The sequence below is a fragment of the Sphingobium limneticum genome, assembly GCF_008710165.1.
GTDB lineage: Bacteria > Pseudomonadota > Alphaproteobacteria > Sphingomonadales > Sphingomonadaceae > Sphingobium > Sphingobium limneticum.
This window is the reverse complement of record NZ_VYQA01000015.1, coordinates 51,676-68,059: the sequence shown is the minus strand read 5'-3', so window position 1 is coordinate 68,059 and position 16,384 is coordinate 51,676. Positions and strand designations below refer to the sequence as shown.

The window sequence follows — 16,384 nt, the reverse complement described above, 5'->3', positions numbered from 1 at the left end:
CCTGTTGACCTGATGGTGCAGGCAGCTTATGGGGCCGGGCTTTCATAGTCCGAGGAAAAGCGCGAAAATTTCGCCCGCGCGGCTCGGCCGTTTCGGATTGACCATGGTTAACTTCAACGACATCGTTTCCGCCGATGCGCTCGCCACGAGCCTGTCGGCGAACGGCAAGAAGGCGCTCTTCCAGAAGATCGCCACCCTTGCCGCCTGCGCCTACGACCTGGATGCGGACGAGGTGGGCGACGCCCTGTTCGAACGCGAGCGGCTGGGGTCGACCGGTTTCGGCGGCGGTGTCGCCATTCCCCATGCCAAGATTGCGGGTCTGGACAAGATGTGCGGCGTGGTCGTGCTGCTCGACCCGGCCGTGCCGTTCGATGCGGTGGACGATGCCCCGGTCGATGTCGTGTTCGCTTTGCTGTCGCCGGTAGACAGCGGCGCCGAGCATCTCAAGACGCTGGCGCGCGTGTCGCGTTACCTGCGCGACGAGGGCCAGGTGGCCCGCCTGCGCGGGGCGCAGTCGACCGAGGCGCTGCATGCGTTGCTGGCGGGCGGCGGAGCGCGTGACGCTGCCTGATTTTGGGCCTGACGCAGGGCCACAAGCGCCCGGTGGCGAGGCGGCGCATTTCCGCGCGCTGGAAAATCTCTATCGCTCCGCGCCGATCAACCGGCTGTTTCGGTCGGAATTGACGATCAGCGAGCCGGGCCGGTCGGTGATCGATTTCGACGTCGATGAAAGCCAGTTCCATGCCGCCGGCGCGGTGCATGGCACCGTCTATTTCAAGATGCTGGACGATGCGGCCTTCTACGCCGCCAACAGCCTGGTCAGCGATCGCTTCCTGCTGACCACCGCCTTCAACCTGCTTTTCACCCGGCCGATCGGTCCGGGCCGAATCCGCGCCGAAGGTCGCTGGATCAGCGGCAAGCGCCGAGTCTATGTCGCCGAAGCGAGTCTGATCGACGCGGATGGCGAGGAGGTTGGGCGTGGCACCGGCACCTTCATGCGATCGCAATTCCCTCTCTCCTCGCTGCCGGGCTATGGGGCCGGCCATGAGCTCTGACGCCCGGCTCACCAGCGCCATGCTGGTGGGGGCGCTCCGGCGCCGGGTCGGGGCTGCCGGCGGCTTTGCGACCATCATGGCCAAGGGCGACGAGATCAGCGGCGTGATACTGATCCAGACGCTTGAAAAGGGGCAGTTTTCGGGTCTTTTCGAGCGGGTTTCGAACTTTGAAGGGGGTCATGCGTTGATGCGCTGTGGTCCGACCCTGGAAGAGGGGGCGGAGGCACTGGACGACTATCTGGCGCGGCGGCGCAGGTCGGACCCCGACCTGTGGGTCGTTGAACTCGACATCCCGGAAGCGGAACGGTTTGCCGTGGAAACACTCTGCTGATCGTTGACACATCGTCATGGTTTCGGCACAGGCCCCCGACGCCAACGCGCAGGTTGCCGAGTTCGCCCAACGGGGGGCGGGGCCGGTAAACACGCAGACGGGGGGCGGCCGAACGTCTTAAGAATATGGTTAAAACGACGTTTCCGGCCAAGAACCGCATGATTTTGAGCCGTAATGAGTTTTCGTCTGAAAGCTGCCCTGATGGTAGCCTTTGCCCTGTCCGCCGCCGCTGCGGTCACGGCTTCCGATATGTCGATCGCCGGTGAGTCGGTCGCTTCGGTCACTTCTCTTCCGCAGGCTTTCCCTGCGACTGCATCGACTGGCACCCAAGCTGCCGTCGTTTTCTCCACGCCGCGCGAAGTGTCGCAGCCGCTGGATTCGGCCAAGAAGGCCACTACCGAATTTTCCACTGACACCGATGCGCAGGCCACCAGCCTCGCTGCTCTGGTCGACGCCCAAGGCGCACCCGAGGAGCTGGACGGCGACATGAAGTGCCTGGCCGGTGCGGTCTATTTCGAATCCAAGGGCGAAAGCCTGGAAGGCCAGCTGGCCGTCGCGCGCGTGATCATCAACCGCGCCAAGTCCGGCCGGTTCGCCGACAGCCTGTGCGGCGTCGTGTATCAGCCCAGCCAGTTCAGCTTCGTGCGCGGTGGCGGCATTCCGCCCGTCCGTACCGAAAGCCGCAGCTGGCGCGAAGCCGTCGCCATCGCCCAGATCGCGGCGAACGACAGCTGGGACAGCCGCGCGGAAGGCGCGCTCTTCTTCCACGCTCGCCGCGTTTCGCCGGGCTGGGGCAAGGCCCGTCTGGCGTCGATCGACAATCATATCTTCTATCGTTGAGGATTAGGCGCGCAGGATGCGCCTGATTCATGTTGGCGAAACTTTCAGGCCGGTTCGGTTCATCCGAATCGGCCTTTTCATTTGTTCCCTACTTGTTCTAAGATGGCCCCATGAGTAGCGCCCCGATCGACGCCTGTTCCCCTTTGACCGACGGCACCGCGCTGGCGGTGGCACGCGGTACGCTGCGTCTCTTCTTCCGCCATGACATGAGCGGGATATTGGAAGTGCCGCTGCCCAACGGGCGCCGGGCGGACATCATGGCGATCGACGGTGCCGGGCGGCTGACCATCGTGGAAATCAAGTGCAGCAAGGCCGATTTGCTGGGCGACATGAAGTGGCCCGACTATTTCGACTATTGCGATCGCTATTATTGGGCGGTGCCGGCGGGATTCGACCTGACCCTGTTCGAGAGTGAGGCTTTATGGCCGACACGGAGCGGGCTGATCGTCGCCGACCAATATGATGCCGAACTGGTGCGTCCTGCCCCGGTCGAGCCGCTGGCGGCCGCGCGGCGCAAGGCGGAGACGCTGCGCTTCGCCCGGCGCGCCGCACGGCGGTTGACGGCGCTGAGCGACCCGGACCATGCTGCGGAGATCGGCTGGTAGGGCCAGCGACACCTAGTAGGGAGCGGGATGCGATCCCATCTGGAATTTCGATCCGGGGCGTTACGCGATCCGCCCGCTACGGCACTGCGCGGCGAATTGCTGGCGCGGCAGTTGATGATCGGTCTGCCCGCGCAGGGCTATCGCATCAAGAATGTCGTGGCCGAGGATTGGGGATGGTGCGTGGCGGTGGACAATCCCGGCTTCGCGCTGTGGATCGGTTGCGGCGCACTGGTGGGTCATGACGACGGGCATCTCTGCTTCATCCACCCGTCCAAGCCGCGCCTGTGGACCTGGATGGGCCGGGTCGATGCGCGTGAAACGGTCGATCGGCTGGCGAGCGCGCTGGAAAGCTGCATCAGACGCAGCGGCGTCGCCCATCATCTGCGCTGGTGGAGCGAGGAAGAGGTGAAGGCCGGGCGGCGCTGACGTCAGGCGCCGCCTTTGTTTTTAGAATACCGGACCCTGCACCGTGCCGGCGGGCTTGGCCGTCGTCTTGGCGGCGTCCAGCGCTTCGATCAAACCGGGGGTGCGGCCGTCGCGCTGCGCATAGTCGCGGGCGGACATGCCGGCGATGGTGTCGCGCTTGTCGGGATTGGCACCCTGCGCCACCAGCACACGGACCAGGCCGATGTCGCGCAGCTGTACCGCGCGGATCAGCGGGGTTTCGCCGCTGCCATTCACCTTGTCGACCTGCGCCTTGTAGGCGAGCAGGCTGCGCACGCCTTCCTCGAACCGGCCCTGCACCGCGTCCATCAGCGGCGTGTTGCCGTCATTGTCGGTCAGGTTGGGATTGGCGCCCTTCGACAGGAGGAAGGTCAGCCAGGTGGCGTCGCGCCGGGCGACGATGAAGTGGAGCGCATTTTCGCCGGTGGACACGTCGCGGCTGTTGATGACGGTGGAGCCGGGCTTCTGAATGAGGTCGGTGACCTTCTGCCCATCCTTGTCCTTCACCGCTTTCAGGAAATTATAATTGTCCGAAAACTGGGCCTGCGCCGGAGCGGGCGTCAGCAGCGCCATGGAGATCAACCCCAGGAAAGCGGAAAGGAACTTGCTCTTCATTATACGCCCCGTTGCATTGCAAATCACGTCCTAGCAGGGCATGGCTAGCCATGCCATGAACAAAGACGCCGCAATCGCCGCCCTGCCTTATCTGGCACTTCCCTTCCTTGCCCTGCTGGCTGCCTGTAATATGGGGGCCGGTGGCAATGCATCAAGCGGGGATAGCGAACAGGGCGAATTGACCGGCGCGCGCATAGGTGCGCCCTTCACCCTGACCAACCAGGATGGCAAGCCGACCAAATGGGACGATTTCAAGGGTCAGTATCGGCTGGTCTATTTCGGCTATACCTATTGCCCGGACGTCTGCCCGGTCGACCTGCAACGGATCATGCAGGCCTTTGCGAAGTTCGAAAAGGCAAAGCCGGCACTGGCGGCCAAGGTGCAGCCGATGCTGATCAGCGTCGATCCGCAGCGCGATACGCCGGCCGTGCTGAAAACCTATGTCGCCGCCTTCCACCCGCGCCTGATCGGCCTCACCGGCACGAAGGAGCAGATCGCCAAGGTCGCCAAGGATTTCGTGGTGATCTACAATCCGGAGACGGCCGGCGGCGCGACGACCGACTATCTGGTCAGCCATAGTCGCACGCCTTATCTGTTCGATGGGGATGGCAAGCCGGTGGCGCTGGTGCCGGTGGATGATCCCGCGACGGGGCAAGTGGACGAAGGCGCGCCCGACAAGATACTCGCCTTCCTGGACAAATGGATCAAGTGACGCACTTCTGGGAAAAACCCCTCGACAAGCTCGACAAGGCCGAATGGGAAGCGCTGTGCGACGGCTGCGGCAAATGCTGCCTGCACAAGGCGCAGGATGAGGATACAGGGCGCATCTATCCCACCAATATCGCCTGTCGCCTGCTCGATCGGCACAGCGGGCAATGCAGCAATTACAAGGATCGGCGCAAATTCGTGCCCGATTGCGTGCGGTTGACCCCGGCCAAGGTGCGGCAGATCGCCTGGTTGCCGCGCACCTGTGCCTATCGCCTGCGTGGCGAAGGCCTGCCCCTGCCCGACTGGCATTATCTGGTCTGCGGCGATCGGGAGGCGGTGCATCGCGCCGGCCAGTCGGTACGCGGCTGGACGATTGGCGAGGCCGATGCCGGCGATTGGGAAAATCATCTTGTCGACCGCGAAGTCTGATCCTGACGCCGCGATCCTGATCGATGGGGTGCCCATGCCGGTGCTGGTGCGCCGGTCGGCACGGGCACGGGCGTACAGGCTGACGATCGACAGCGCGCGGGGGGCACTGCGCCTGTCGTTGCCGGCGCGGGCCAACCTGAAGAAGGCGCTCGGCTGGGCGCAGGATCATGAAGGCTGGGTGCGCGCGCAGATGGCCAAGCAGCCGGCGATCACGCTGCTGGAGCATGGCGCGACCTTTCCGTTGGAGGGGCGCGAGGTGACGGTCCAGTGGATGGAGGGCGCGACGCGAACCATAAGACTGGAGGCCGATCGGCTGCTGCTGGGCGGCGCGGCGGAATCGGTGGGCGTGCGGGTGCAGCGCTGGCTGGTGGCGCGGGCGCGGGCGGTGCTGGAGACGGAGAGTCACGCCATGGCGCAGGACCATGGGCTGATCGTCGCGTCGGTGGGCGTGGGCGATACGCGCAGCCGTTGGGGCAGTTGCGCGTCTTCGGGCGCGATCCGTTACAGCTGGCGCCTGATTTTGGCCCCGCCGGAGGTGCGCCGGGCGACGGTGGCGCATGAACTGGCCCATCTGCTGCATATGGACCACAGCCCCGCCTTCCACGCCGCGCACAAGCGCATCTATGGCGCCGACCCCCGTCCAGCGCGGGAATGGCTGCGCGCGCATGGGGCGGGGCTGCACCGCTACCGGGCCTGACTCGCATGGCGCGGGCGAAAAGGCGCTACCTGACCGCCACTATGCCGGACGGCTATGTGAAGCGGATCGGGCCGACGGCGGACCCGCTGACCCATTATTGGCGGATCGTGGCGCAACTGGACAATGGCAAGACCGAGGTTTTCTGGGGCCATACGCGGTCGCTGGCGGAGGCCAAAAAGCTCAAGGGGCCAGCCGGGGACGGCGCGAAGATGCGCGGCTGGAAAAGCTATGTCTTCGAGATAGCGGAGCTGGTGGAGGAGCCGGTTTGAGTCTCTTTCCGTTCGTCCTGAGTATCCACTGAGCGAAGTCGAAATGGTGTATCGAAGGAGGGGGTGGGGATGCTTCGATACAGGACTTCGACTTCGCTCAGCCCTTACTCAGCACGAACGGGATTAAAAATCAGGCCCGATGCGGCCAGGCGCCCGATGCATCTCCGGGGCAGTCATGGTCGGTGCCCTGCCGATAGGGCAGGCCGCAGTCCTTGCAGGTGGCGTAATCGCCGACTTTGAGGCCATGGCCCACCGCCACCCGCTCGTCGAACACATAGCAGTCGCCCTGCCAGCGGCTCTCGGTTTCCGGCACTTCCTCCAGATAGCGCAATATGCCGCCCTTGAGGTGATAGACATCGTCGAAGCCGCGCGCCTTCACCAGCGCGGTCGATTTTTCGCATCTGATGCCGCCGGTGCAGAACATCGCGATCTTGGGCGTGCGACCCTGTGCCTTGAGGTCGGCGGCGAAACCGTCGAACCAGTCGGGAAATTCGCGGAAGGAACGGGTTTCCGGGTCGATCGCGCGCTCGAACGTGCCGACCGCCACTTCATAGGCGTTGCGGGTGTCGATGACGATCGTGTCGGGATCGGCGATCAATTCGTTCCAGTCGGCCGGATCGAGATGGGTGCCGGCCTGGTTGACGGGGTCGAGATCGCCCACGCCCAGCGTCACGATTTCAGCCTTCACCTTCACCTTCATCCGGGCGAAGGGGGCGTCATGCGCGTGGGAATATTTGACGTCCATGTCGGCGCAGCCCGGAAGCGTACGCAGATACGCGATGAGCGTCGCGATCGTATCTGCGCTGCCCGCGACCGTGCCGTTGATCCCCTCCCCCGCCAATATCAGCGTGCCGCATGTATCCAGATCCGCGCACCGCACCCGCAGGTCGGCGGCGATCGACGCCGGAACGGCGAAGCGGGTGAAGCAATAGAGGGCGGCGACGGTGTAGGTGGACGGTTCAGCGGACATGGGCCGCCTATAGGGCTTTGCGCCGCCTCTTGAAAGCCGGGGCGGACAGGCGCATAGGCAGGCGATGGTTCCCCTTTCGTTCGCAGGTCAGGCCTTCATGGCCCTGCCCGAGGCCGCGCTTTACTGGCCAGCGCAGCGGGCCCTGCTGGTTGCCGACCTGCATTTCGAAAAAGCGAGCTGGTATGCGCGCTTCGGCCAGTTCCTGCCTCCGCATGACAGTCAGGCGACACTGGACGTGATCGAAACGCTAGTGGCGCGAACCGGCGCGCAGGCGGTATGGTCGCTGGGCGACAGTTTCCATGATGCTGACGGCGCGGCGCGGCTGGACCCGCTGGCGCGTGAAAGATTATTTTCCCTTACGGAAAGGCTGGACTGGATCTGGATTACCGGCAATCATGACGTCGCCGTTCGGGATATGCCGGGGGGACGCCGGGTTCGGCAAGCGCAGGTCGAGGGGATATGGTTACGGCATGAGGCGGAGGCGGACGATCCGCACCCCGAAATTTCCGGCCATTTCCATCCCAAGCTGCGTCTGTCGCTGCGTGGCAGAAATGTGTCGCGACGCTGTTTCGTTGGATCGGCCACCAAGCTGATCCTGCCTGCGCTGGGGGCGCTGACGGGAGGTCTGGATGCGGGCCATGGAGAGATTCGGCGGGCGGTCGGGCCGGGTGCGGCTGCGTTGGTGCCGGTCGCGGATCGATTGCTGCGCTTTCCCTTATCGTAAACTTCCCCTACGGAAATCGGCCTGACCATTGTTGCTATCTGGCAACATCGACCGCATCACCTGTTCCGCAGATGCAGAAAAAGCGCAGAAAAGCGCGCGACTCTTGCCATGTCCCTGCTGTGGCAGCATAATCACCCCAACCCCGACGCGGCGAAAAGTCGTGCGGGCCAGGAGAGGATCGACATCATGACACATAAGAGTCCCTTGCTAACGACCGTAGGTGCGTTGGCGCTGTGCATGTTTGCCCCTGCCGCTCTGGCGCAGGACGCGGCCGCGCCGCAACCGGTTGTGGACGATAGCGGCACCAATATCATCGTGACGGCCACGCGCCGGGCCAGCCCCTTGTCCGACGTGCCGATCGCGGTGTCGGCAGTCGGCGCGCAGGCGATGCAGAATAGCGGCGCGAGCGATATCCGCACGCTGAACCAGCTGGCGCCGTCGCTGCTCGTCTCCTCCACTGGCTCTGAAGCCAATGCGTCGGCCCGTATTCGCGGTATCGGCACGGTCGGCGACAATCCGGGCCTCGAAAGCTCGGTCGCGGTCTTCATCGATGGCGTCTATCGCTCACGCACCGGCGCGGGCCTCAACGAACTGGGCGAGATCGAACGGGTGGAGGTGCTGCGCGGGCCGCAGGGCACGCTGTTCGGCCGCAATGCGTCGGCGGGCCTCATCAACATCATCAGCAAGGCGCCCGAACAGACATTCCATGCCAAGGGTGAGGTCACTTACGGCAATTACGACTATTGGCGCCTGTCGGGCCGCGTCACCGGGCCGATTGCCGACGGCATCGCGCTGTCGCTGGACGGGGTGTGGAGCAAGCGGGACGGCTTCTACAAGCTGGTCGACGGCGCCGGCAACACGGTCGGCGACACCAACGATCGCGACCGCTATTTCCTGCGCGGTCAGGCGCTGATCGAGCCGAACGACGCCCTCTCCATCCGTCTGATCGGCGATTATACCAATCGCGACGAAAGCTGCTGCGGCGCGGCCTATATCGAGGCGCGCGAGCGGCGTCCGGCGGCAGGCGGCGGCTATACCGACGCGCCCTTCAACCGCATCGCTGCGATTTTGGCGGGTCAGGGCAGCGTGATCCCGACCGATCCCTATGATCGGGAACTGCATGTGACGCCGGGCCGAGACTATGTCAGCAAGCTCAAGGATTGGGGCGTGTCGGGCGAGATCAACTATGATTTCGGCGGCGCGAAGCTGACCAGCATCACCGCCTATCGCGATTATAAATCGCAGGATTATGGCGATTATGACTATAATCGCGCCGACCTTCTCTACCGCGATCCCAACACCTATCGCCAGTTCAAGACCTTCACGCAGGAATTGCGGTTGCAGGGGTCGGCCTTCAACGACAAGCTCGACTGGCTGGTCGGCGGCTATTACGCCAACGAAAAGCTGACATTGCAGGACAATATCCGCTTCGGTGCCGATTATGGTCGCTTTGCGGCCTGTCGCCTGATGGCGGGTGCGGGCGCGACGAGCAACTTCACGGCGCAACAGCTGGCGGCCTGCGGTAGCGGCCTTGCTACCCAACCGCTGATCACCGGGACGCAGGCGAACCTCAATGCCGGGCTGACCGCCGCGCTGATCGCGCGTGGCGTGCCGGCACCCATCGCGGCGGCGCAGGCCGGGGCGATCTCGACGGGCCTGGGCAACGGCCTGCGCGCGCTGGCGGCGATTCCTTCGGGCACGGGCGACGTCGCATCGCTTTACCGGCAGAAGAGTGAAAATTGGGCGCTCTTCACCCATAATATCGTCCACATCACCAACCGGCTCGATCTGACGCTGGGCCTGCGCTACACCCATGAAAGCAAGCGCTTCTCAGCCGATTTCAACAATAACAACGCGACCTGCGCGGCGTTGCAGGCGTCGGGCCTGCCCGGCATCGCCACCAATGCCGCGCTGGGCAGCGCATCGACGCTGGCCGGCGGCATCCTGACCCTGGGCTGCCTGGGCAACGGATCGACCAGCCTCAACGCGCTCGACCTCAACGACAAGATCAGCGACGGCGAATTTTCCGGCACGGCGGTCCTGTCCTGGAAGCCGATCGACGACTTGCTGCTCTATGGCAGCTATTCGAAGGGCTATAAGGCGGGCGGCTATAATCTGGATCGGTTCCAGCTGGGATCGACCGGCCTTAATGCCGTCCCTGCCGTCTTCTCGCCGCGCACCAATGCGGACGTGGCCAGCCTGCGCTTCGCCGCGGAAAAGGTCGACAGCTTCGAAATCGGCCTGAAATATGTGCAGCCCAAATGGAGCGTGAACGTCGCCGCCTTCCGACAGGAGTTCAAGAATTTCCAGCTGAACACCTTCAACGGCACCAGCTTCGTCGTGCAGAACATCAACGGTTGCGACAGCGCTCTGAGCGCGGCGCGGACCTGCGATAGCGGCGATGTCGGGCCGGGCCTGATCAGCCAGGGTATCGAACTGGAAGCCAGCGTCAGCCCGGCGCGCAATTTCCGCGTGTCAGGCGGCGCGACCTATGCCCGCGCCAAATTCGCCAACCGGCTGGTCGGCAGCGGCGATGGCAGCGTACCGCTCGACCCGGCGCTGTTCCTGTTGCCCGGATCGATCAACAGCAATGCGCCCCAGATGGTGACGACCGCCAGCATGGCCTGGACGCCGGATATCGGCGCATCGGGCCTGTCGGCGCTGTTCTATGTCGACGGGCGCGTGACCAGCGACTTCAACACCGGGTCGGACCTGTTCCCCGAAAAGCGGCAGGACGGCTTTGCGGTGGTCAATGCCCGCATCGGCATTCGCGGGCCGGAACAGCGCTGGGCCGTGGAATTCTGGGGCCAGAATATCTTCAACCAGAATTACAGCCAGGTCGCCTTCTCCAGCCCGCTTCAGTCGAGCAGCCCGGCGACGTCGACCACCGGCCAGTTTGCAGCCGGCGCGCCGATGGCCAACCAGCTGATCTCCGCCTATCTGGCCGAACCGAGGACGTACGGCATCACTTTGCGCGGGAGTTTCTGAGCATCCCTCTCCCGCTCGCCGGAACGGGGCGAGCGGGAGAGGGCCTTTGTCCGAACAGGGCGGTGCCGACGCGAATATCGGTCGCGCCCAGCATGATGGCGGTTTCATAATCGCCCGACATGCCCATCGACAGGCGCGGTAGGCCCTCCTCCCGCGCCATTTTTGCGAGCAGGGCGAAGAAAGGCGCGGCCTCGATATCGGCGGGCGGGACGCACATCAGGCCTAGGATCGGGATGTCGGCGTCACGCGCAGCCGCGATCAGCGCGGGCGTATCGGCGACAGGCGCGCCGCCCTTCTGCTCCTCCGCCCCGATATTGACCTGAATGAAGCAGGGCACGCGCTTGCCCGCTGCATCCATCGCCTTGGCCAGCGCGGTCAGCAGCGAGGGGCGGTCCAGACCATGGATGACGTCGAACAGGGCGACGGCGTCGGCCGCCTTGTTGGATTGCAGCTGGCCGACCAGATGCAGTTCCACGCCGGAAAATTCCTCGCGCAGCGCGGGCCATTTGTCCTGCGCCTCCTGCACCCGGTTTTCGCCGAAGATGCGCTGCCCGGCATGGAGCAGCGGACGGATGGCGTCGGCATCATGGGTCTTGGACACGGCGATCAGGTTGATCGCGTCGCCGCTGCGGTCGGTCAGGCGCGCGGCGCGGTCGATGCTGTCACGCAAAGTGGCGAGGCGTTCGGCGGCGTCGATGAGGCTGTCTGTGGTCATGCGGGCTGCTATAGGCGAGGGCCATGTCGAACCGCCACCGCAAAAAACGGCCCAGCCCCCTGCCCGCGCTCTGGCTGATGACCGACGAGCGGGTCGAGGCGACGGCGCTGCTGGCGGCGGCGGGACGCTTGCCCAAGGGACGGGCGGGCATCGTGTTTCGCCATTATCGTACGGCACCGGCGGCGCGCCGGGCCTTGTTCGACGCGTTGCGGGTGATCGCGCGGCGGCGGCGGCTGGTGCTGTTGCTGGCGGGCGACGCGCGGCTGGCGGCGGCGTGGCGGGCCGATGGGGTGCATGGCGATGCAGGTCGGGTCAGTCGCGCCCTGATCTTCAGCCGCGCCGTGCATGACCGTCAGCAGGCGGTGGCGGCACGGGGCGCCGATCTCTGCTTCGTCTCCCCCCTCTTTCCGACCCGATCGCATGTCGGTGTCGGAGCGTTGGGCCGGCTACGCTTTGCCGCGTTGGCGCACAGGATCGATGCGCCCGTCATGGCATTGGGCGGCGTGAAGGCTGAACATCGACATATGCTGGCCGGCATCGGCGCCGATGGCTGGGCGGCGATCGACGGACTGACCCGCTAAACTACCGAACGGATGCAGGCGGTCAGTTCCAGTCCACCCGCGTCCATCCCCGCTCTGCCGCCATTTTAGCCAAGGGCTTGTGCGGGTTGGAGGCGAAGGGGATGTCGGCAAATTCCAGCATCGGCGCGTCCGATACATGATCGGAATAGGCGCGGATATGCGCCTGGGTCCGGTCGATCGCTTCGGCCGCCATCCACGCCTTGATCATCCGCAGCTTGCCCGTGTCATAGCAATTTTCGCCCGCGATCTTGGCACGGACATAACGCAGATCCTGGCTCAGATGATCGGTGGCGATCACCGCGTCGAAGCCCAGCCGCCGTGCGATCGGTTCGACATAGAGGCGGTAGGAGGCGGTGGCCAGCACCAGCCGATAGCCATCCGCCCGATCCTGCGCGATCTGCGCCACCGCATCGGCGCGCAGGTTGGTGGCGACGACTTTTTCGGCATAGCTTTCGATATGCGGCATCAATTTCGCCCGCTCGACATTCCAGCCGATCATCAGCGCCTGATTGAGTTCCTTGAGCCGCTGGCGGCTGATCAGTTTCAGCACATAGGCCAGCATCAACAGGATGACGCAGGGGAAAAGCACCAGCCGCCACGGCGCCATCCGCCGCGCCACATGGATCAGAAAGCCGGTATAGGTGCCGCTGAAAGTCACCGTGCGGTCCATGTCGTAGATGGCCAGCCTGTATGTCGTCATGCCGTTTCCGAAACTTTTCTGTCCGCGCTTCGTTCTGGCTTGCGGATGGGCCGTTTCGGCTTGCCGTGCAACCGATAATGGACCAGTAATCCCATCGCATGAACAAAGCCGCCGATCTAACCGAGGAAAATCGTGACGGCAGCAATGTGGTCCGGCTTTCGGGATCGCTTGCCATTGCCTGTCTGGGCGACCTGCCCGACCGGTTGGATGCCGTGCAGGGGCCGGTGTCCGCCATCGACCTGTCGCAGGTCGATCATATGGACACGATCGGCGCCTGGACCATCCATCGCGCCGCCAAGCGACTGAACTGCGAGATTAGCGGCGGCAGCGAAGATGCCGGCCGCCTGATCCATGCCGTGGGCGAGCTGGACGAACCGGTGCCGATCCGGCCCGACCATGTCCATCCGCTGCGCCGCGTGGTGGGCCAGATTGGCGAGGCGGTCTGCGCATCGGGCGCGACGCTGATGGGTCTGCTCGGTTTCTTCGGCGCGACCCTGATCGCGACATGGGCGGTCATCCGTCACCCCCATCGTTTCCGGCTCAATGCCGTGGTGCAGCGGTTCGAAGTGGTCGGCGTGTCCGCGCTGGGCATTATCGGCCTGATGAGTTTCCTGATCGGCATCGTCATCGCCCAGCAAGGCTCCGTGCAGCTGCGCCAGTTCGGCATGGAAATGCTGACGATCAATCTGGTTGGCCGCCTGACCTTCCGCGAACTCGGCGTATTGATGACCGCGATCATGGTTGCGGGTCGGTCCGGCTCGGCCTTCGCGGCGCAATTGGGTACGATGAAGCTGACCGAAGAGGTCGATGCCATGCGGACCATCGGCGTGTCGCCGATGGAAGCGCTTGTCCTGCCGCGTACATTGGCGGTGGTCATCATGATGCCGCTGCTGGGCTTTTATGCGTCGGTCATGGCGGTCATCGGCGGCGGTTTCCTCTGCGCGATCGCGCTGGAAATCCCGCCCATCACTTTCGTCCAGCGCCTGCGCGAAGTGGTGCCGATCACCGACCTGTGGGTCGGCCTGATCAAGGCGCCGGTGTTCGGCATCATCATCGCCCTGTCGGGCTGCTTCCAGGGGATGCAGGTCAAGGGCAATGCCGAAGAAGTCGGCCTGCGCACCACCGCGGCCGTGGTCCAGGCGATCTTCCTGGTGATCGTGATCGATGCCTTCTTCGCGGTCTTCTTTACCTGGGTAGGCTGGAACTGATGAGCGAAGAGGAAATCAGCCAGGCCGAGGAAGAGCGGATCGAAGCGGCGTTGCAGACGTCCGGCATCGCCATTTCCGTGCGCGGCCTGCGCAACAGTTTCGGCGATCAGCTGATTCACGACGGGCTGGACCTGGACGTGCGCAAGGGCGAGATTTTGGGCGTGGTCGGCGGGTCCGGCACCGGTAAGTCGGTGCTGATGCGCACGATCATCGGACTTCAGACGCCGGATGCGGGCGATATCCATGTCTTCGGCGAATCCATGGTCGGCCGGTCGGATAACGAAGCGCTGGCGATCCGCAAGCGCTGGGGCGTGTTGTTTCAGGGCGGCGCCCTTTTTTCGACCCTGACGGTGGCCGAAAATGTCGAGGTGCCGATCCGCGAATATTATCCCAATATCGGCCCGCAACTGCGCGACGAGATTGCCGCCTACAAGATCCGCATGACCGGCCTGCCGACCGAGGCTGGCCCCAAATATCCGTCCGAACTGTCGGGCGGCATGAAGAAACGCGCCGGTCTGGCCCGTGCCTTGGCACTGGACCCGGACCTGTTGTTCCTCGACGAGCCGACCGCAGGCCTGGACCCGATCGGCGCGGCGGCGTTCGATGAGATGACGCGGAAATTGCAGCAGACGCTGGGCCTCACCGTCTTCCTCATCACCCATGATCTCGATACCCTCTATTCGATCTGCGATCGGGTGGCGGTGTTGGCGGACAGGAAGGTGACGGCGGTCGGTACGATCGACGAGTTGCTGGCGACCGATCATCCCTGGATACAGGAATATTTCAACGGTCCGCGCGGCCGCGCCGCCACGGCGGCGGTGTCGCGCGAAAAGGACCGGGAACAGACAAAGGCGGCGCAGGGGCCGTCGGACGGAAGGCGATAGGATATGGAAACCCGCTCCAACCATGTGCTGGTGGGCGCAGTCACGCTGTTGCTGCTGGCCGCGATCATGGCCGCCGCCTTCTGGTTCTCGCGCCTGTCGGATGGCGAGAACAAGGAATATGACATTTTTTTCAAACAGTCGGTCAACGGCCTGGCGAAGGGATCGAGCGTCAACTATTCCGGCGTTCCGTCCGGTAAGGTCGAGAAGATCGAATTGTGGAAGCGCGACCCGAGCTTCGTGAAGGTTCGCATTTCGGTAAAGGACGGCACGCCCGTACTGCAGGGCACGACCGCGACCATCGCGGGCGTCGGCTTTACCGGGGTCAGCGAAGTCGTGCTGGACGGTGCGGTCAAGGGCGCGCCGCCGATCGCCTGCCCGGCCGACAATGTGCTGGCCGCCTGCCCCGATGGCGTGCCGGTGATCCCGACCAAGCCCGGTGCGCTGGGTGAATTGCTCAACAATGCGCCGCAGCTGCTGGAGCGGCTGTCGACCCTGACCGAGCGCCTGACCGAATTGCTGAACGACAAGAATCAGCAGTCGATCGCCGGCATCCTGGCCAATGTCGAAAAGGTATCGGGCGCATTGGCCGATCGCAGCCCGGAAATCGCCGCTACGCTGGCCGAAGCGCGGATCGCCGTGCAGCGCACGGGCGTTGCCGTCGAGCAGATCGGCAAGCTGGCCGCCACCACCGACACGATGCTGAATGAGGAAGGCCGGCCGCTGATGGGCGACCTGCGCAAGAGCGTGCAGGCGGCCACCCGCAGCATCGAGACGCTGGACAAGACCATCGGTGAAGCGCAGCCGGGCGTGAAGCAGTTCAGCACGCAGACCATGCCGGAGGTCAACCAGCTGGTCCACGACCTGCGCGAAATGTCGCGCTCCTTCCGCGGCGTTGCGGAAAAGCTGGACCAGCAGGGCGCCGGATCGCTGGTCGGATCGCCCAAGCTGCCGGACTACAAGCCATGAAGCCGGCCCCCAAGATGAGAGAGATGCGGACCATGTTCCATGTGAAACACCAGAGCGCGCTGACGGCGCTTGCCGCTGGCCTGCTGCTGTCGGGCTGCGTTTCCATCGGCGCCAAGCCGCCGGCACAGCTGCTGACGCTGGACGCCGTGCAGAAAGTGCCGGCCGGGGCCGGACGCGTGGCGGGTGGCGGACGGACGCTGATCGTCGCCGATCCCGATGCGCCCAAGATGCTGGATACGGTGCGCGTGCCGGTGCAGCTGGGGCCGACCAGCGTCGCCTATGTGACCAAGGTGCAGTGGGCCGATACGCCGCGCCACCTGTTCCGCCGTCTGCTGGCGGAAACCATCACGGCGACCACCGACCGAGTGGTTCTGGATGCCGGGCAATTTTCCGGCGATGGCGGCCAACGGCTGGGCGGCGAGCTGATCGCCTTCACCGTGGACCAGGCCAGCCATAGTGCGATCGTGACCTATGATGCGGTATTGACCACCCCTGCCGGCGTGGCGCTGGCCCGTCAGCGCTTCACTGCCAGTGCGCCGGTGAGCGGCAAGATCGAATCCACGACCGTCGGCGCGCCGCTCAATGCGGCAGCGAACAAGGTGGCGGCGGACGTCGCCGCCTGGGCCGCAGCGGTCAAGGATTGATCAAAAAGGCC

Annotated in this window: 21 protein-coding genes; 17 read left to right on the top strand and 4 right to left on the bottom strand. The window is 64.6% G+C overall.

The features are described from left to right. Positions 1-103: 103 nt before the first annotated feature. The 6 genes from F4U95_RS18035 (at position 104) to F4U95_RS18010 (ending at position 3,257) form a co-directional block, all read left to right on the top strand. A complete protein-coding gene (locus F4U95_RS18035; protein ID WP_120251348.1) occupies positions 104-571 on the top strand; it encodes a PTS sugar transporter subunit IIA in 468 nt (155 codons plus the stop codon). After that, on the top strand, positions 531-1,055 hold the full coding sequence (locus F4U95_RS18030) for a PaaI family thioesterase (RefSeq protein ID WP_150426604.1): 525 nt from the start codon (positions 531-533) through the stop codon (positions 1,053-1,055). The genes F4U95_RS18035 and F4U95_RS18030 overlap by 41 nt, the downstream gene beginning before the upstream one ends. After that, entirely contained in the window at positions 1,045-1,386 is a 342-nt protein-coding gene (locus tag F4U95_RS18025; RefSeq protein WP_150426603.1) for a DUF1491 family protein, read from the top strand. Before F4U95_RS18030 ends, F4U95_RS18025 begins: the two co-directional genes overlap by 11 nt. Positions 1,387-1,560: 174 nt before the next feature. Then, positions 1,561-2,226, top strand: coding sequence for a cell wall hydrolase (locus F4U95_RS18020; protein WP_150426602.1), 666 nt, complete (start codon positions 1,561-1,563; stop codon positions 2,224-2,226). 110 nt (positions 2,227-2,336) lie between these two features. Next, positions 2,337-2,831 (top strand): MmcB family DNA repair protein, encoded by a 495-nt coding sequence (locus F4U95_RS18015; RefSeq protein ID WP_150426601.1) that lies wholly within the window; start codon positions 2,337-2,339, stop codon positions 2,829-2,831. 27 nt (positions 2,832-2,858) lie between these two features. Continuing rightward, positions 2,859-3,257, top strand: coding sequence for a hypothetical protein (locus F4U95_RS18010; protein WP_150426600.1), 399 nt, complete (start codon positions 2,859-2,861; stop codon positions 3,255-3,257). Positions 3,258-3,278: 21 nt separating this feature from the next. On the opposite strand, the gene F4U95_RS18005 is transcribed toward F4U95_RS18010, so the two are convergent. Next, positions 3,279-3,890, bottom strand: coding sequence for an ankyrin repeat domain-containing protein (locus F4U95_RS18005; RefSeq protein ID WP_120251352.1), 612 nt, complete (start codon positions 3,888-3,890; stop codon positions 3,279-3,281). Between the two features lie 40 nt (positions 3,891-3,930). Between F4U95_RS18005 and F4U95_RS18000 the strand changes: the two genes are divergently transcribed. Genes F4U95_RS18000 through F4U95_RS17985 form a run of 4 tightly spaced genes read left to right on the top strand, consistent with a single transcriptional unit; the run spans position 3,931 to position 5,993 of the window. Further along, positions 3,931-4,602, top strand: coding sequence for an SCO family protein (locus F4U95_RS18000; protein ID WP_211364014.1), 672 nt, complete (start codon positions 3,931-3,933; stop codon positions 4,600-4,602). Further along, complete coding sequence (locus F4U95_RS17995) at positions 4,590-5,027, top strand: YcgN family cysteine cluster protein (protein WP_120251353.1); 438 nt, start codon at positions 4,590-4,592, stop codon at positions 5,025-5,027. Before F4U95_RS18000 ends, F4U95_RS17995 begins: the two co-directional genes overlap by 13 nt. After that, positions 4,984-5,724 (top strand): M48 family metallopeptidase, encoded by a 741-nt coding sequence (locus F4U95_RS17990; RefSeq protein WP_211364013.1) that lies wholly within the window; start codon positions 4,984-4,986, stop codon positions 5,722-5,724. Before F4U95_RS17995 ends, F4U95_RS17990 begins: the two co-directional genes overlap by 44 nt. 5 nt (positions 5,725-5,729) lie before the next feature. Beyond that, a complete protein-coding gene (locus F4U95_RS17985) occupies positions 5,730-5,993 on the top strand; it encodes a hypothetical protein (protein WP_120251355.1) in 264 nt (87 codons plus the stop codon). 130 nt (positions 5,994-6,123) lie between these two features. On the opposite strand, the gene trhO is transcribed toward F4U95_RS17985, so the two are convergent. After that, positions 6,124-6,963, bottom strand: coding sequence for an oxygen-dependent tRNA uridine(34) hydroxylase TrhO (gene trhO, locus F4U95_RS17980; RefSeq protein WP_150426598.1), 840 nt, complete (start codon positions 6,961-6,963; stop codon positions 6,124-6,126). Between the two features lie 64 nt (positions 6,964-7,027). On the opposite strand from trhO, the gene pdeM reads away from it, so the two are divergent. After that, the gene (pdeM, locus tag F4U95_RS17975; protein ID WP_150426597.1) at positions 7,028-7,687 is read left to right on the top strand and encodes a ligase-associated DNA damage response endonuclease PdeM; all 660 of its coding nucleotides are present in this window, start codon (positions 7,028-7,030) and stop codon (positions 7,685-7,687) included. A 186-nt stretch (positions 7,688-7,873) separates the two neighbouring features. After that, positions 7,874-10,675, top strand: coding sequence for a TonB-dependent receptor (locus F4U95_RS17970; protein WP_150426596.1), 2,802 nt, complete (start codon positions 7,874-7,876; stop codon positions 10,673-10,675). Here F4U95_RS17970 and F4U95_RS17965 read toward each other — a convergent pair. Further along, a complete protein-coding gene (locus tag F4U95_RS17965; protein WP_150426595.1) occupies positions 10,653-11,390 on the bottom strand; it encodes a YggS family pyridoxal phosphate-dependent enzyme in 738 nt (245 codons plus the stop codon). The two genes, F4U95_RS17970 and F4U95_RS17965, sit on opposite strands and share 23 nt — an antisense overlap. A gap of 23 nt (positions 11,391-11,413) precedes the next feature. Between F4U95_RS17965 and F4U95_RS17960 the strand changes: the two genes are divergently transcribed. Next, on the top strand, positions 11,414-11,971 hold the full coding sequence (locus F4U95_RS17960; RefSeq protein ID WP_150426594.1) for a thiamine phosphate synthase: 558 nt from the start codon (positions 11,414-11,416) through the stop codon (positions 11,969-11,971). Between the two features lie 22 nt (positions 11,972-11,993). Here F4U95_RS17960 and F4U95_RS17955 read toward each other — a convergent pair whose 3' ends face one another. Then, positions 11,994-12,671: an HAD family hydrolase gene (locus F4U95_RS17955; RefSeq protein WP_281347241.1), complete on the bottom strand. Its 678-nt coding sequence runs from the start codon at positions 12,669-12,671 to the stop codon at positions 11,994-11,996. A gap of 98 nt (positions 12,672-12,769) precedes the next feature. On the opposite strand from F4U95_RS17955, the gene F4U95_RS17950 reads away from it, so the two are divergent. Genes F4U95_RS17950 through F4U95_RS17935 form a run of 4 tightly spaced genes read left to right on the top strand, consistent with a single transcriptional unit; the run spans position 12,770 to position 16,373 of the window. Next, entirely contained in the window at positions 12,770-13,879 is a 1,110-nt protein-coding gene (locus F4U95_RS17950; protein WP_150426593.1) for an ABC transporter permease, read from the top strand. Further along, on the top strand, positions 13,879-14,763 hold the full coding sequence (locus tag F4U95_RS17945; RefSeq protein WP_150426592.1) for an ABC transporter ATP-binding protein: 885 nt from the start codon (positions 13,879-13,881) through the stop codon (positions 14,761-14,763). The genes F4U95_RS17950 and F4U95_RS17945 overlap by 1 nt, the downstream gene beginning before the upstream one ends. A 3-nt stretch (positions 14,764-14,766) precedes the next feature. Continuing rightward, the gene (locus F4U95_RS17940; RefSeq protein ID WP_120251362.1) at positions 14,767-15,729 is read left to right on the top strand and encodes an MlaD family protein; all 963 of its coding nucleotides are present in this window, start codon (positions 14,767-14,769) and stop codon (positions 15,727-15,729) included. A gap of 32 nt (positions 15,730-15,761) precedes the next feature. Then, positions 15,762-16,373, top strand: a complete 612-nt coding sequence (locus F4U95_RS17935; RefSeq protein WP_150426648.1) for an ABC-type transport auxiliary lipoprotein family protein — start codon at positions 15,762-15,764, stop codon at positions 16,371-16,373. Positions 16,374-16,384 lie beyond the last annotated feature (11 nt).